Here is a 13,944-nt window from a genome sequence, read left to right as displayed (position 1 = left end):
GCCTGGCCCTGGGCCTCGCCGCCGTGGGGGTCGCGACGGCGGTGCGCCCGTGGGCGCCCGCGCTCAGCCCGCTGCTGCTCGCCATCCTGGCGGGCCTGGCCTGGCGCAACCTCGCCCCGGTTCCGGAGCGCCTGACGCCCGGCGTCGCGTTCGCGGCCAAGCCGGTGCTGCGCGCCGGCATCGTGCTGCTGGGCCTGCAGCTGCTGCTCTCGGACGTGCTCGCGCTCGGGCCGGGCGTGATCGCGCTGGTGGTCGGCGTCGTCGGCGTCACGTTCGCGGCGACCCTGGCGATCGGGCGGGCGTTGCGGCTGCCGTGGGACCTCACCGCGCTCGTGGCCTCGGGCTTCTCGATCTGCGGGGCGGCCGCCGTCGCCGCGGCCGACTCCTTGGTGCGCGCGCGGCGCGAGATGGCCGCCACCGCGATCGGCCTCGTGGTGCTCTTCGGCACCCTGATGATCCCGCTCATGCCCCTGCTCACCGGCGCGCTCGGCCTCGACGAGCGGACCGCCGGACTATGGATCGGCGCGTCCACGCACGAGGTGGCGCAGGTGGTGGCCGCCGGCGGCCTCGTGGGCGGCGCGGCGCTGTCCGTGGCCGTCACCGTCAAGCTCGCCCGCGTGGTGATGCTCGCCCCCGTGATGACCGCCCTGGCGTGGCGGCAGCGGCGCCGGGGCGCGGCGCAGGCAGCCCTCGGGCCCGGCTCCGGGACGGCGACGACGGCGCCCCCGCGGCCCGTCCGCCCCTGGTGCCGTGGTTTGTGGTCGGCTTCCTCGTGGCCGTGCTGGTGCGGGCGACGAGCTGGCTGCCGGAGCCGGTGCTCGACGTCGCGGCGGTGGTGCAGCAGCTGCTGCTGGCCACCGCGATGGCGGCCCTGGGGCTGGGCGTGCGGCTGCGCTCCATCGCCGCCGTGGGGCCCCGGCCGCTCGTGCTGGGCGCGGCGAGCACTGCCGTCGCCATGGCCGTGGGCGGCGCGGGCGCACTGCTCCTCCCCTGACCGAGGCGCTTTCGTGCGGGAAACGGGAGCCTTCGCGGCACTTTCGTGCGGGAGACGGGAGCCGTCCTGGCGCTTTCGTGCGGGAAACGGGAGCAGTCGAGAGGTTGAGGCGCACCCCCGGTCCCTGCCTACCGTGACGGGGATGGGCGGGATCGAGTTCCCCGCCCCGACGCCGACCGAGGGAGGGACCTCGCCCATGCACACCCGCAGCAGGAACGACGTAGAGAAGGTCCAGTGGGGCGGTGGCACGTCCGAGCGCATCGTGACCGCCCAGGACGGGATGGGCTTCGCCGTGGCCCACACGATCGTGGAGGCCGGCAGCTCGTCGCGGCTGCAGTACCGCAACCACCAGGAGGCCTGCTACTGCATCGCCGGCAACGGCTCCGTGGTGGAGCCGGACGGCACGATCCATGAGATCACGCCCGGCACGGTCTACCTCCTGCCGGACCATGAGAAGCACGACCTGCGCGGCGGCACCGAGGACATGCACCTGATCTCGGTGTTCAACCCGCCGATCACCGGGGACGAGAAGCACACGCTCAGCGCGGACGGCTACTCCAGCTACTGACGGACGTGCGCGCCGCCGTCGGGCAGTCAGCACGACGACGGCGCCGCGCCTCACGCGGGGCGCCCGCGGCCCGCGCGGGCGGGGGCGAGGCTCCCGTCTCCCGCACGAAAGGGGGGCGGAAGGCTCCCGTCTCCCGCACGAAAGTCCGCGGCAGGCTCCCGTTTCCCGCACGAAAGCGGGGGCGGCTCAGACGAAGGCCGAGACACCCGTGATCGCGCGGCCCACGATCAGCGTGTTCATCCCATAGGAGCCCTCGTAGCTGTAGATGGCCTCGATGTCGCCCATCATCTTGGACACCTCGTACTCGGTGAGCAGGCCGTTGCCGCCGAGCGCGTCCCGGGCCAGCGCCGCCGAGGCGCGGGCCAGGCGGGTGGAGGTGGCCTTGGCCATGGCCGCGTGCATCATCTCCATCCGTCCCTCCTGCCGCAGGGCGTCGACCTGGAGCATCATCCCGGAGGTCGCGGCCAGGTTGCCGGCCACCTCCGCGATCGCGGACTGGATCAGCTGGAACTTCGCCAGCGGCCGGCCGAACTGCTCGCGCTCGAGCGCGTAGGAGCGCAGGGAGTCGAGCAGGCCCATCTGCGCGCCGAACCCCTGCCAGCCGACCCACATGCGGGAGTCGCGCAGCAGGTCCCGGGCGGCGTCGAAGGTCGCTGCGCCGGGCAGCTGCGCGTCGGCGGGCAGGCGGACGTCCAGGGTGATGTCCGCGTTCTGCATGATGCGCAGGCCCATCTTGCCGGTGATCTTCGTGGCCTCGTACCCGGGGGTGTCGGTGGGCACCACGAAGCCCTTGATCTCGCCGTCGGCGGTGTCGCGCGCCCAGACGAGGGCCACGTCGGCGATCGTGCCGGCCCCGATCCAGCGCTTGGCGCCGCGGATGACCCACTCGTCGCCGTCGAGGGTGGCCGTGGTGGCCAGGCCGCCGGCGACGTCGGAGCCGTGCTCGGGCTCGGTGAGGCAGAAGGCTCCGAGGGACTCGAAGGACTCGAGGCGCGCCTGCCAGCGGTCGCGGTGCGCGTCGGAGCCGAGGTGGGCGATCATCCCGAGGTTGAGCTCGTTGTGGATGCCCACGAGCGCGGAGAGGGAGAGGTCCACGCGGGCGATCTCGGCGTGGACGAGCTGCTGGAAGAGGGAGGAGGAGCCGTCGAGGACGAGCCGGCCCAGGCCCAGCCCGGCCAGGCCGGGGAGCAGGTCGAAGGCGAACTCCTCCGCGTCCCAGTACGGGGCGAGGCGGGGGCGCACGGCGGTCTGCAGGTGCTCCTCGATCTCCTCGAGGCGGGCGCGCTCGGCGGGGTCGAGGCGGTCGCGCAGGCGGAGCAGGTCGACGTGGGGCAGGTCGGCGTGGGGGGTCATCGTCGTCTCCTTCGGGGCGGGGCGTCCGACGGCGGCGGCCGGTTCGCGATGAATCCGACTGTAGGACTTCCAACTATCGGAGTCTGCGAGTAGTGTTCCAGATCACAGGCCCCCGGCCAAGGACCCGTTCAGCGCCCATCCCGAGGAGGGACCCATGACCGTCCAGGACCGCACTCCCGCCGACGCCGCGTCTCCGACGGAGGTGTTCCGCGCGGCCCGCGACCTGCTGGTCGAGTGCCAGACCGACTACGAGCGCGCCCGCGCCGAGTTCGAGTGGCCCCGGTTCGAGCACTTCAACTTCGGCTTCGACTGGTTCGACCGCCTCGCCCAGGACCCGGCCCGCCAGGACGTGCCGGCGCTGATCATCGCCGAGGACGACGGCCGCAGCACCGAGCGGACCTTCGCCGAGCTCTCGGCCGCCTCCAACCGCGCCGCCAACTGGCTCGCCGAGCAGGGCCTGCGCCGCGGCGACCGCCTGATCCTCATGCTGAACAACCAGGTGGAGCTGTGGGAGTTCATGCTCGCCTGCATCAAGCTGCGCGTGGTCATGGTCCCCACCACCACCCAGATGACCTCCGCCGACCTCGAGGACCGCGTGAGCCGCGCGGACGCCGCCTGGGCCGTGGCCGGCGCCGAGGACCTGGCCAAGTTCGCCGGCGTCGGCGAGGGCCTGCGCCTGGTCCACGTGCCCGGCGTCTTCGCCGAGGGCGAGGCCCGCCGCGCCCCCGAGGTCCCCGGCCACACCGTGCTCTCCTACGACGACGCCGCCGGCGCCTCCGCCGAGCTGTCCCCCGCCGAGCCCACGCCGGCGGACGAGACGCTCCTCTTCTACTTCACCTCGGGCACCACCTCGAAGCCGAAGCTCGTGGAGCACACCCACACCTCGTACCCGGTGGGCCACCTCACCACCATCTACTGGATCGGCCTGCAGCCGGGTGACGTGCACCTCAACGTGGCCTCCCCCGGCTGGGCCAAGCACGCGTGGTCCAACTTCTTCGCCCCGTGGATCGCCGAGGCCACGATCTTCGTGCACAACGCCCGCAAGTTCGACCCGGCCGCCCTCATGGCCAACATGGACCGCTACGGCGTCACCAGCTTCTGCGCCCCGCCCACCGTGTGGCGCATGCTCATCAAGGCGGACCTCGCGCAGTTGAAGACCCCGCCCACCAAGACCATCTCCGCGGGCGAGCCGCTCAACGCCGAGGTGATCGACCAGGTCCAGAAGGCCTGGGGCGCCACCATCCGCGACGGCTTCGGCATGACCGAGACCACCCTGCAGGTGGCCAACACCCCGGGCCAGAAGGTCGTCATCGGCTCGATGGGCCGCCCGCTGCCGGGCATGGACGTGGTGCTGATCGACCCGCTCACCGGCCAGGAGGCCGCCGAGGGCGAGATCTGCCTGCGCCTGGACCCGCGCCCGGTGGGCCTGCTGAAGTCCTACTTCGGCAACCAGGAGAAGACGGACGAGGTGTTCCGGGACGGCGTGTTCCACACCGGGGACATCGCCAGCCGGGACGAGAACGGCGTCCTCACCTACGTGGGCCGCGCGGACGACGTCTTCAAGTCCTCGGACTACAAGGTGTCCCCGTTCGAGCTGGAGTCCGTGCTGGTCAAGCACCCGGCCGTGATGGAGGGGGCCATCGTCCCCACCCCGGACGAGCTGCGCCTGGCCGTGCCCAAGGCGTTCGTCACCCTGGCCCCCGGCCACGAGCCCACCGCGGAGACCGCTCAGTCGATCCTGCAGTTCACGCTCACCCAGCTGCCCCCGTACAAGCGCATCCGCCGCATCGAGTTCCTCGAGCTGCCCAAGACCATCTCCGGCAAGATCCGCCGCGTGGAGCTGCGCAAGGCCGAGGTGGAGCGCTCCGAGACCGGCACCGCCCCGAGCGGCTACGGCACCGAGTTCCGTGAGGAGGACCTGGACCTCACGCGCTGACGCCGGCCCGCCCCGCCGCCCCACCGGCGGCGGGGCGCCCCCCCGGCCCGGCGTTAGTCTGGACCGCCATGAAGAACGCACCCCTCCCCCAGGACCCCATCCGGGAGGCCGCCCGGAACTGGGAGCGCCACGGATGGGGTGACGTCGCCCGGCCCATGGCCGCGGTCACCTCCATCATGCGCGCCCAGCAGATCCTGCTCGGCCGCACCCAGGCGGCCCTCAAGCCGTTCGGGCTCACCTTCGCCCGCTACGAGCTGCTCGCGCTGCTGAACTTCTCCCGCGAGAAGCGGATGCGCATGTCCAAGGCCTCCGCGCTGCTGCAGGTCCACCCCACCTCGGTGACCAACGCGGTGGACCGGCTCGAGTCCGCGGGCCTCGTGGAGCGCCTGCCCCACGAGTCCGATCGCCGGGCGCTCGTGCTCGCCCTCACGGACGAGGGCCGGCGGGTGGCCGTCGCCGCCACGGAGACCCTCAACGAGGAGGTCTTCGGCCGCACCGGCTTCGACGAGGCGGACGTGGACGCGCTCATCGACGTCTTCGGCCGCTTCCGCGCCGGCGCCGGCGACTTCGAGGCCGACGGCGCCGGCACGACGGCGGAGCGCCCCTCCGCCTGAGCGCGCCCCTCAGCTCACTTGGGCTCGAGGCGCACGGCGCCGTCGAGGCGGATGACCTCGCCGTTGAGGAACGGGTTCGCCACGATCTGCTCCACGAGCAGCGCGTAGTCCTCGGGGCGGCCCAGGCGGGCGGGGTGCGGGGTCTTCGTGGCCAGCGCCTCGCGGGCGGCCTCGGGCAGGCCCGCCATCATGGGGGTCTCCATGAGGCCCGGCGCGATGGTGACCACGCGGATCTGGGACGCCGCGAGCTCGCGGGCGGCGGGCAGGGTCAGGGACACCACGGCGCCCTTGGAGGCGGCGTAGGCGATCTGGCCGATCTGGCCGTCGTAGGCGGCCACGGAGGCGGTGTTGACGATCACGCCGCGGTCCTCGCCCTGCGGCTCCTGCCCCTGCATGGCGGCGGCGGCGCGGGACATGAAGTTCACGGTGCCCACGGTGTTGATGGCCAGCACGCGGGTGAGCACCTCGGCGGAGAGCGGCCCGCCGCGGCCCACGAGCTTGCCGGGGGTGGCGACGCCGGCGCAGTTGACGAGCACGCGCAGCGGCCCGGCCTCGAGGGCGGCGGCCACGGTCTCCTCGGCGGTGGCCTCGGCGGTGACGTCGCCGGTCACGAGGCGGGCGCGCGGGCCCAGGGCGGCGACGGCGTCCGCCCGGAGGGTCTCGCCCTCGCGGTCCGGCAGGTCCACCACCACGACGGCGGCGCCCGCCTCCGCGAGGCGGCGCGCGGTGGCGTGGCCGAGGCCGGAGGCCCCTCCGGTGACGATCGCGCTCTGGTTCGACAGGTCCATGGAGGGACCCTCCCTTCATCCGAGGATATTTCCCAGGTTGGATAGTTGCATGTCCTACGTTCTCACCCTAGATTAGCGGATGAGTAACCCAGATCACACCGCGCGGCCGAGCCTGCCACGCTCGGCCGCGGGCGGCCACCGCCCGGTGCCCGCCCCATCGCCTGGACCCGCGAGGAGACCCCATGTCCGAGAAGACCGCGACCACGACCACCGCCCCCGTGATCCCCCACTTCGTGCACGGCGAGCGCGTCGACGGCTCCTCCGGCCGCCACAGCGACGTCTACCACCCCGCCACGGGCCAGGTGGAGGGCCGCGTGCCGCTGGCCTCCGTCGAGGAGATCGACGCGGCCCTCGCCTCCTCCGAGAAGGGCTTCGCCGCCTGGTCCGCGCTGAACCCCCAGCGCCGCGGCCGCATCCTGCTCAAGTGGGTGGACCTGATCAACGAGAACGTGGACGAGCTGGCCACCCTGCTCTCCCAGGAGCACGGCAAGACCTTCCCGGACGCCAAGGGCGACATCCAGCGCGGCGTCGAGGTCGTGGAGTTCGCCGCCGGCGCCCCGCACCTGCTCAAGGGCGAGTTCTCCTCCAACGCCGGCTCCGGCATCGACGTGCACTCCATCCGCCAGCCCCTCGGCATCGCCGTGGGCATCACCCCCTTCAACTTCCCGGCGATGATCCCGCTGTGGAAGGCCGGCATCGCCCTGGCCGCCGGCAACGCCTTCGTCCTCAAGCCCTCCGAGCGGGACCCCTCCGTGCCCGTGCGCCTGGCCGAGCTGGCCCTCGAGGCGGGCATGCCCGCCGGCGCCCTCAACGTGGTGCACGGCGACAAGACCGCCGTGGACGCGCTCATCGAGGACCCCCGCGTGAAGGCCGTCGGCTTCGTGGGCTCCACCCCGATCGCGCAGTCCATCTACGCCCACGCCGGCCGCATGGGCAAGCGCGCCCAGTGTTTCGGCGGCGCCAAGAACCACGCCGTGATCATGCCGGACGCGGACCTCGAGATGGCCGCCGACGCCCTGGTCGGCGCCGCCTTCGGTTCCGCGGGCGAGCGCTGCATGGCCATCTCCGTGGCCGTGCCGGTGGGCGAGGAGACCGCCGACCGCCTGGTCGCCCTGCTCAGCGAGCGCATCCGCCGCCTCAAGGTCGGCCCGTCCCTGGACGAGTCCTCCGACTTCGGCCCCGTCGTCTCCAAGGACGCGAAGGAGCGCATCGAGGGCTACATCGCCGCCGGCGCCGAGGCCGGCGCCGACCTGGTCGAGGACGGCCGCGGCGTCGTCGTCGAGGGCCATGAGGACGGCTTCTACGTGGGCGCCACCCTCTTCGACCGCGTCACCGCGGACATGAGCATCTACCGCGAGGAGATCTTCGGCCCGGTGCTCTCCGTGGTCCGCGCCGCGGACTACGAGGAGGCGCTCACCCTCGTCAACGAGCACGAGTTCGGCAACGGCGTGGCCATCTTCACCCGCGACGGCGACGCCGCCCGCGACTTCGCCACCCGCGTGGAGACCGGCATGGTGGGCGTCAACGTGCCGATCCCCGTTCCGATCGCCTACTACACCTTCGGCGGCTGGAAGGCCTCCGGCTTCGGCGACCTGAACCAGCACGGCACCGACGGCCTGAAGTTCTACACCAAGACCAAGACCATCACCACGCGCTGGCCCTCGGGCGTGCGCGAGGGCGCCAGCTTCGTGATGCCCGCCGGCTCCTGACCGCCGCAGCCCGTCCCGACCAGGAGGATCCCATGACCACCGTTCTGTTCCTCGGCCTCGGCCACATGGGCGGCCCCATGGCCGCCAACCTCGCCGCTGCGGGCCACCGCGTGCTCGGCTTCGACCTCGTGCCCGAGGCGCTCGAGAAGGCCCGCGCGGCCGGCATCGAGACCGTCACGGACACCGCGGCGGCCGCCGCCGAGGCCGACGTCGTCCTCACCATGCTCCCGAACGGCCGCCTGGTGCTGGACGTCTACCGGGGCCGCGACGGCGACGGCGGCCTGCTCGCCGCCGCCCGCCCGGGCACGGTGTTCCTCGACTGCTCCACGATCGACGTCGCCGAGGCCCGCGAGGCCGCCGACGCCGCCGAGGCCGCGGGCATGCGGGCGGCCGACGCTCCCGTCTCCGGCGGCCAGGTGGGCGCCGAGGCCGGCACCCTGGCCTTCATGGTGGGCGCCGCGGACGAGGTGTACGCCGAGGTGCTGCCGCTGCTCGAGGTCATGGGCGGGCGGATCGTGCACTGCGGGGGCTCCGGCCTCGGCCAGGCCGCGAAGATCTGCAACAACATGGTGCTGGGCGTCACCCAGATCGCCGTCGCCGAGGCCTTCGTGCTCGGCGAGCGCCTCGGCCTCGAGCACCAGGCGCTCTACGACGTGATGAGCAAGGCCTCGGGCCAGTGCTGGTCCCTGACCACGAACTGCCCCGTGCCCGGCCCCGTGCCGGCCTCCCCCGCCAACCGCGACTACCAGCCCGGCTTCGCCGGCGCGCTGATGTCCAAGGACCTCGGCCTCGCGCTGGCGGCCCTGGATCAGCAGGGCGTGGCCGCGGACATGGGCCGCCTCGCCCAGGCCAAGTACGCCGAGTACGCGGCCGGCGACGGCGCGGGACGCGACTTCTCCGGCATCATCGAGGACATCCGAGCAGCCCACACTGACAGGAGCGAGGCATGAGCGAGAACACCGCCCCCGAGGGCGAGACGTCACCGATCGTCGTGGAGCGGGAGGGCCGGGTGGGCCACATCCGCCTGGACCGCCCGAAGGCCCTGAACGCGCTGAACGACGCCACGATGCGCGCCGTCGTCGCCGCCGTGCAGGAGATGGACGCCGACCCGGAGGTGGGCGCGATCCTGCTCTCCGGCTCCCCCAAGGCGTTCGCCGCCGGCGCGGACATCAAGGAGATGGCCGCCAAGGAGTTCTCCGAGATGTACGCAGCCGACTGGTTCGCCGGCTGGGACGCGCTGACCCGCGCCCGCACCCCGATCGTGGCGTGCGTGACCGGCTACGCCCTCGGCGGCGGCTGCGAGCTGGCCATGATGGCCGACGTGCTCGTGGCCGGCGAGGGCGCGAAGTTCGGCCAGCCCGAGATCAACCTGGGCGTCATCCCCGGCATGGGCGGCTCCCAGCGCCTGACCCGCGCCGTGGGCAAGGCCAAGGCGATGGACATGATCCTCACCGGCCGCATGGTGGGCGCCGAGGAGGCCGAGCGCATCGGCCTCGTCTCCCGCGTGGTCGCGGACGAGAAGGCCCTCGAGGAGGCCAAGGAGGTGGCCGCCGCGATCGCCTCCAAGTCCAAGCCCGCCGCGTGGATGGCCAAGGAGACCGTCAACGCCGCGTTCGAGACCACCCTCGCCCAGGGCATCGCCTTCGAGCGCCGCGTGTTCCACTCCGCGTTCGCCACGGCGGACCAGAAGGAGGGCATGGACGCCTTCGCGAACAAGCGCGAGGCGGGGTGGCAGCACCGATGAGCGACGCGCAGACCACGACGACGGCGGGCTCGGCTCCGCAGGCCGGTGAGGGCGGCGACGTCCTCCTCGAGGTCCGCGACGGCCTCGCCCGCATCACCCTCAACCGGCCCCGCGCCCTCAACGCGCTCACGCACGTGATGGTGCAGGAGATCGACGCGGCCCTCGTGGCGTGGGCCGCCGACCCGGCGGTGCGCGGCGTGCTGATCCGGGGCGCCGGCGAGAAGGGGCTCTGCGCGGGCGGCGACGTCGTCTCCCTGCACGCCTCCCTCACCGGCGGACGGTTCGAGGAGGCCGCCCAGTTCTTCCGCGACGAGTACCGGATGAACCACCGCATCTCCGCGTACCCCAAGCCGTACGTGGCGTTCATGGACGGGATCGTCCTGGGCGGCGGCATGGGCGTGTCCGTGCACGGCTCGCACCGCGTGGCCACCGAGCGCACCCGCGCCGGCATGCCGGAGACGGCGATCGGGTTCACCCCGGACGTCGGCGGCTCGTACCACCTGGCCCGGGCCCCGTTCCACGCCGGCCGGCACCTCGCGGCCACCTCCGCGCACGCCTCCGGCGCCGATGCCGTGGCCCTGGGCCTGGCCGACGCGTTCGTGGAGTCCGCGCGGCTCGACGAGCTCGAGCAGGCGATGGCTGACGCGCTCGGGTCGCTGGAGGCCCCCTCCGGCGACGCCGGCCGGGACGGCGTCCGCGACGAGGCCGCCTTCGCCGCCGCGGACGAGGTGCTCGCCCGGTTCGCCGTGGCGGAGGCTGACCGCCCCGCCTCGGCCCTCGTGGCCGGGCGGGAGTGGATCGAGGACGCGTACGGGCGCGAGAGCGCCGCGGACGTCCTCGCCGCCCTCGACGAGCGCGCCGCCGGCGGCGGGGAGCACGCCGACGCCGCCCGGAGCGCCGCAGAGGCGATCCGCGCCAAGTCCCCGACCGCCGTCGCCGTGGCGCACGAGGCCCAGAACCGCCTCGCCGCGCACGGGCAGGACCTGACCGTGGCCGAGGCGCTGCGCCAGGAGTTCACGGTGGGGGCGCACCTGATGCGCGCCCCGGACATGCCCGAGGGCATCCGCGCCCTGCTCGTGGACAAGGACAAGGACCCGAAGTGGTCCCCCGCCCGCCTCGAGGACGTGACCGGGGACGCCGTGGCCGCGCACTTCGAGCCCGTCGAGGGCGTGGCCCCGCTCGAGCTGAGCTGAGGCGTCCGGCGGACGCGGCGGCGTCCCAGCTGTCGCACGAACGGCCGTTCTGAGGGGCTCGAAGCCCGTCAAAACGGCCGTCGGCGTTCCCGCTCACGGTGGTGGCGGCGTCGGACCTCAGTCCGTGCGGATCAGGCACCACGCCCGATCGAACGCGCCGCGTTCCAGGTCCGACTGCCGCATCCAGACCTCCAGGTGCCCGGCGTCGCCGAACCAGCCCTGCAGCGTCGTCCAGCTCTCGACGTCCAGGACGAGCCGGTGCTCATCCCCCTCCTCCAGCGGGAGGACCTCCGGCAGGATCTCGCCCCCGGCCAGGGCGTCGCCCGTCCAGCCGTGGCCGTAGACGTGGGACGTGGGGATCGGCCAGGCGGGGTCGAGCCCGCGCTGCACGGTCCAGGCCTCGCGAAGCGCGTCGTCCAGCTCCTCCAGCCGGTCCGCGTCGCGCGGGTCGGTGACCGCCACGTCCAGCGACGAGGGCAGCGTGAACCCCGCGTAGGGCAGCACCAGCTGGCAGACCGGGTCGGGGGCGCCGTCGTCGTCGGGGGCCTCCACGAGGGCGGGCCGCAGACCATCCTCCGCCTCGGGCGTCCAGGTCACAGCCCAGCCCGCCCGGTCCCCGTCCTCGGGGTCGCCCCCGTACGTCTGCAGGTCGTGGAAGACCTGCAGGTGCCCCGAGACGGGCAGCCCCTCCCGGAGCCGGCCGGCCGGCCACACCGCCTTCCCCTGGTGGTCCGACGCCCCGGCCACGGTGCGCAGGTCCAGGGTCAGCACGTGGGACAGCGGGGCGCCCTCCGCGTTGCGCGGCCAGGGACCCGGGCCCACCGCCGGGCCGCCCAGCCAGCACAGCCCGGCGCCGTCGGGCCAGAGATCCCGCAGCTCCGTCTCCCCCGGCGCGAAGCTCTGCTCGCTGAGGTGCACGGCGTAGCGCAGGTGCCCGGCCCAGCGCGGCCCGACCCAGTCGAGCACCACGGCGTGCTGGCTGTGGATGGGCGGGAATTCCTCGGGCGTCATGCTCGACCTCACTCCTTCGTCTGCGGGCATGGGCTGATCCTGGCACCGATACGGCCCTTCTGAGCGGTGCCGGACCGCTCAGAAGGGCCGTTCCGGTGCCACGAGGAAGGCTGGGGGCGGCGTCGGGCCTCCGCCAGCCGCCGATCAGCCCGCGGCCCACGATCATCCGCATGATCTCGTTGGACCCCTCGAGAATGCGGTGCACGCGCAGGTCGCGGACCAGCTTCTCGACGCCGTACTCGTGCAGGTAGCCGTAGCCGCCGTGCAGCTGCAGCGCGGCGTCGGCGGCCTCGTAGCCGGACTCGGTGGCCACGAGCTTGGCCATGGCGCACAGGCGCACGGTGTCCGGGTCGTTGCGGTCCAGGGCGTCCGCGGCGCGCATGAGCAGGGTGTGCGCGGTCTCGAGCTTCACGGCCATCTCCGCCAGCTCGAAGACGAGGGCCTGCTTGGTGGTGAGCGGCTCGCCGAACGCGCTGCGCTCCGTGAGGTAGCGGGTGGCCTTGTCCAGGGCGGCCAGGCCGCCGCCGATCGAGCAGGCGCCGATGTTCAGGCGTCCGCCGTTCAGGCCCTTCATGGCGATGCGGAAGCCGTCGCCCTCCTCGCCGAGGCGGTTGGCCACGGGGACGCGGACGTCCTCGAAGATCACCTGGCGGGTGGGCTGGGTGTGCCAGCCCATCTTCTTCTCGTTGGGACCGAAGGACAGGCCGGGGGTGTCCTTGTGGACCACGACGGCGGAGATCCCCTTGGCGCCGGTGTCCGCGGTGCGGCACATCACCACGTAGTAGTCGGAGCTGCCGGCGCCCGAGATGAACTGCTTGACGCCGTTGAGCACGTACTCGTCACCGTCGCGGACGGCGCGGGTCTTGAGGGCGGCGGCGTCGGAGCCGGCGCCGGGCTCGGTGAGGCAGTAGCTGGCCAGGTGCTCCATGCCGACCAGCTCGGGGATCCACCGGGCCCGCTGCTCGTCGCTGCCGAAAGAGTCGATCATCCAGGCCACCATGTTGTGGATGGAGATGTAGGCGGCGAAGGCCGGGTCGGCCTTGGAGAGCTCCTCGAAGATGAGGATGGCGTCCTTGCGCTCGAGGCCGGTGCCGCCGTGCTCCTCACTCACGTAGATGCCGCCCAGGCCGAGCTCGCCGGCCTCGGCCAGGACGTCCACGGGGAAGTGCTTCTCGGCGTCCCACTCGAGGGCGTGCGGGGCGACGCGCTGCTGGGCGAAGTCGCGGACGGCGTCGACCAGGGCCTCCTGGTCGTCGGTGATGGGGAACATGCGGGCGTCCTCCTGGCGTTCGGCGGGCCACGGCGGGCGGCCCATGCGGTGGCATGGCGACCGGGCGGCGGCATCGGGTGTGACTGCCCTCACCAATATACTAGGACATCCAATAATCTGCGATGCGGCGGCCCGCGGCCGGTCCGCTAGCGTTCTGACCGTGCAGAACTCCCTCCGCCCCGCCGCCGACTCCCCCACCGGCCCCCGCGCCCACGCCTCGGGCCGCACCGAGCAGCTCTTCGGCATCCGCCGCCACGCCGCCATGCCCGAGCGCGACGGCGCCCTCAACCCCGCCGCGTTCGAGGCGGGCCCCTGGTGCCTCGACCTGGACGGGCGCCCCACGGGCGCGGCCGCCACCGTGATCATGGACAACGCCACCGCCGTGGCCGTGCACCACGCCGCGCCCGGCGTGGAGACCGTGGTCACCACGGAACTGCAGATCAACGTGCTCGCCCCGCTGCCGGCCTTCGACGCCGCCGCGATCACCGAGGGTCGGGCCGAGGGCCCCCTGCTCGAGTGCTGGACCCGTCCCCTGTCCTGGGACGCCGGCGGCGGCGTGGGCCGCGCCTGGCTCGAGGACGCCGAGGGCCGCCGCGTCGTGGAGGCGACCGGCTGGTTCCAGGCCGTGCCCACGGGCACCCCGGAGCACCGGGCCGCGTTCACCGCAGCCGCGGACCTGCCGCGCGGCCCCGAGACCCGCGTGCCCATGCCGGGGCTGCTCGCCGCGCGCCCGGAGACGCTGCCCCCGGCGGACCGCGCGGTCC

11 protein-coding genes and 3 pseudogenes are annotated in these 13,944 nt (G+C 73.4%); 10 read left to right on the top strand and 4 right to left on the bottom strand.

Going from position 1 to position 13,944, the window contains the following annotated elements; genetic code table 11:
• Positions 1-23: 23 nt before the first annotated feature.
• The 3 genes and pseudogenes from NWP10_RS06185 to NWP10_RS06175 all read left to right on the top strand — a co-directional run.
• Positions 24-623: pseudogene (locus tag NWP10_RS06185) on the top strand (YeiH family protein); the annotation flags it as partial.
• Positions 515-994, top strand: a complete 480-nt coding sequence (locus NWP10_RS06180; RefSeq protein ID WP_258300241.1) for a putative sulfate exporter family transporter — start codon at positions 515-517, stop codon at positions 992-994. The pseudogene NWP10_RS06185 and the gene NWP10_RS06180, both read left to right, overlap by 109 nt.
• A 142-nt stretch (positions 995-1,136) precedes the next feature.
• Positions 1,137-1,562 carry an ectoine synthase gene (locus tag NWP10_RS06175; protein ID WP_309137704.1) on the top strand — a complete coding sequence of 142 codons (426 nt, stop codon included), beginning with the start codon at positions 1,137-1,139 and terminating at the stop codon, positions 1,560-1,562.
• A gap of 186 nt (positions 1,563-1,748) precedes the next feature.
• Here NWP10_RS06175 and NWP10_RS06170 read toward each other — a convergent pair whose 3' ends face one another.
• Positions 1,749-2,915, bottom strand: coding sequence for an acyl-CoA dehydrogenase family protein (locus NWP10_RS06170; RefSeq protein ID WP_258300239.1), 1,167 nt, complete (start codon positions 2,913-2,915; stop codon positions 1,749-1,751).
• Positions 2,916-3,069: 154 nt separating this feature from the next.
• On the opposite strand from NWP10_RS06170, the gene NWP10_RS06165 reads away from it, so the two are divergent.
• Complete coding sequence (locus NWP10_RS06165; RefSeq protein ID WP_258300238.1) at positions 3,070-4,851, top strand: AMP-binding protein; 1,782 nt, start codon at positions 3,070-3,072, stop codon at positions 4,849-4,851.
• A gap of 68 nt (positions 4,852-4,919) precedes the next feature.
• The gene (locus NWP10_RS06160) at positions 4,920-5,465 is read left to right on the top strand and encodes a MarR family winged helix-turn-helix transcriptional regulator (RefSeq protein WP_258300237.1); all 546 of its coding nucleotides are present in this window, start codon (positions 4,920-4,922) and stop codon (positions 5,463-5,465) included.
• Between the two features lie 14 nt (positions 5,466-5,479).
• On the opposite strand, the gene NWP10_RS06155 is transcribed toward NWP10_RS06160, so the two are convergent.
• Positions 5,480-6,253: an SDR family NAD(P)-dependent oxidoreductase gene (locus NWP10_RS06155; protein WP_258300236.1), complete on the bottom strand. Its 774-nt coding sequence runs from the start codon at positions 6,251-6,253 to the stop codon at positions 5,480-5,482.
• Positions 6,254-6,435: 182 nt separating this feature from the next.
• Here NWP10_RS06155 and NWP10_RS06150 point away from each other — a divergent pair, with 182 nt between their 5' ends.
• The 4 genes from NWP10_RS06150 to NWP10_RS06135 are packed head-to-tail and all read left to right on the top strand — an operon-like array spanning position 6,436 to position 10,899.
• Positions 6,436-7,962: a CoA-acylating methylmalonate-semialdehyde dehydrogenase gene (locus tag NWP10_RS06150; protein WP_158492940.1), complete on the top strand. Its 1,527-nt coding sequence runs from the start codon at positions 6,436-6,438 to the stop codon at positions 7,960-7,962.
• Between the two features lie 32 nt (positions 7,963-7,994).
• Positions 7,995-8,912 (top strand): 3-hydroxyisobutyrate dehydrogenase, encoded by a 918-nt coding sequence (mmsB, locus tag NWP10_RS06145; protein WP_017487909.1) that lies wholly within the window; start codon positions 7,995-7,997, stop codon positions 8,910-8,912.
• Positions 8,909-9,706 (top strand): enoyl-CoA hydratase, encoded by a 798-nt coding sequence (locus tag NWP10_RS06140; RefSeq protein WP_258300235.1) that lies wholly within the window; start codon positions 8,909-8,911, stop codon positions 9,704-9,706. The genes mmsB and NWP10_RS06140 overlap by 4 nt, the downstream gene beginning before the upstream one ends.
• A complete protein-coding gene (locus NWP10_RS06135; protein WP_258300234.1) occupies positions 9,703-10,899 on the top strand; it encodes an enoyl-CoA hydratase/isomerase family protein in 1,197 nt (398 codons plus the stop codon). The genes NWP10_RS06140 and NWP10_RS06135 overlap by 4 nt, the downstream gene beginning before the upstream one ends.
• A gap of 117 nt (positions 10,900-11,016) precedes the next feature.
• Here the strand turns inward: NWP10_RS06135 and NWP10_RS06130 are convergent, their stop codons facing one another.
• Both NWP10_RS06130 and NWP10_RS06125 read right to left on the bottom strand, forming a co-directional pair.
• Entirely contained in the window at positions 11,017-11,910 is an 894-nt protein-coding gene (locus NWP10_RS06130) for a DUF1963 domain-containing protein (protein WP_017488628.1), read from the bottom strand.
• A gap of 139 nt (positions 11,911-12,049) precedes the next feature.
• Positions 12,050-13,180, bottom strand: a pseudogene (locus tag NWP10_RS06125) (acyl-CoA dehydrogenase family protein); the annotation flags it as partial.
• Between the two features lie 160 nt (positions 13,181-13,340).
• Here NWP10_RS06125 and NWP10_RS06120 point away from each other — a divergent pair.
• Positions 13,341-13,944 (top strand): annotated as a pseudogene (locus NWP10_RS06120) (hypothetical protein); the annotation flags it as partial.

This window comes from Micrococcus sp. HG099 (assembly GCF_024723355.1).
In the GTDB taxonomy this organism is placed as follows: Bacteria; Actinomycetota; Actinomycetes; order Actinomycetales; family Micrococcaceae; genus Micrococcus; species Micrococcus endophyticus.
This window is presented reverse-complemented; position numbering and strand designations above follow the sequence as displayed.